The organism is Acidovorax sp. ST3, assembly GCF_003231145.1.
Taxonomy (GTDB): domain Bacteria; phylum Pseudomonadota; class Gammaproteobacteria; order Burkholderiales; family Burkholderiaceae_C; genus Acidovorax.
Genome location: NZ_QKVP01000079.1, coordinates 1 through 602, shown reverse-complemented (window position 1 = coordinate 602; position 602 = coordinate 1). Strand labels below are relative to the sequence as shown.

The window sequence follows — 602 nt, the reverse complement described above, 5'->3', positions numbered from 1 at the left end:
GGGCAGGCGCCGCGCGCACAGCAGCCAGGCGGCGCCGGCCAGCGCGGTCAGCAGCAGGAACACGGATCGCCAACCCTGGTGCGCGGCCAGGTAGCCGCCCAGGATCGGGGCCAGCGCCGGCGACAGGTTGAACACCAGGATCAGGTAGGACATGGCGCGGCGCGCCACCGCGCCGTCGTAGCAGTCGCGGATGATGGCCTGTCCGACCACGATGCCGGCGCCGGCCGACAGTCCGCCATAGCCGACTTCCTTGAAGGCGCTGACATCGGCGAATCGCTCGAACAGGTCGGGGATGAGGATCAGCACGATGCCGCCAAGCAGGATCGACGACAGCACGAAGGTGATCCAGCAGACCGCAACCAGAACGCCGACTTCCTGGCCGGACAGGCCGCGCGTGGCGTAGGCGCGGTAGCGAATCACCGCCCCGGAGAACACCGAGCCGCCGATGTTGTGTGACAGCGCATAGGTGGTGAAGGAGCAGAGCGTCACGAACAGCCAGGACACCCGTTTCTGGAGATGTGTCAGGGCAATATGGTCGTATCCGGCAAGGGCTGCGTAGGCGATGATCGAACTCAGTGCGGCCAGCAGCCAGTGCGTCCATC

1 protein-coding gene is annotated in these 602 nt (G+C 66.8%); it reads right to left on the bottom strand.

The genetic code is table 11. From position 1 onward, the window contains the following. A partial coding sequence (locus DNK89_RS24880) for an MFS transporter (RefSeq protein ID WP_238990920.1) occupies positions 1-489 on the bottom strand: 489 nt, incomplete at its 3' end. Positions 490-602: the final 113 nt, after the last annotated feature.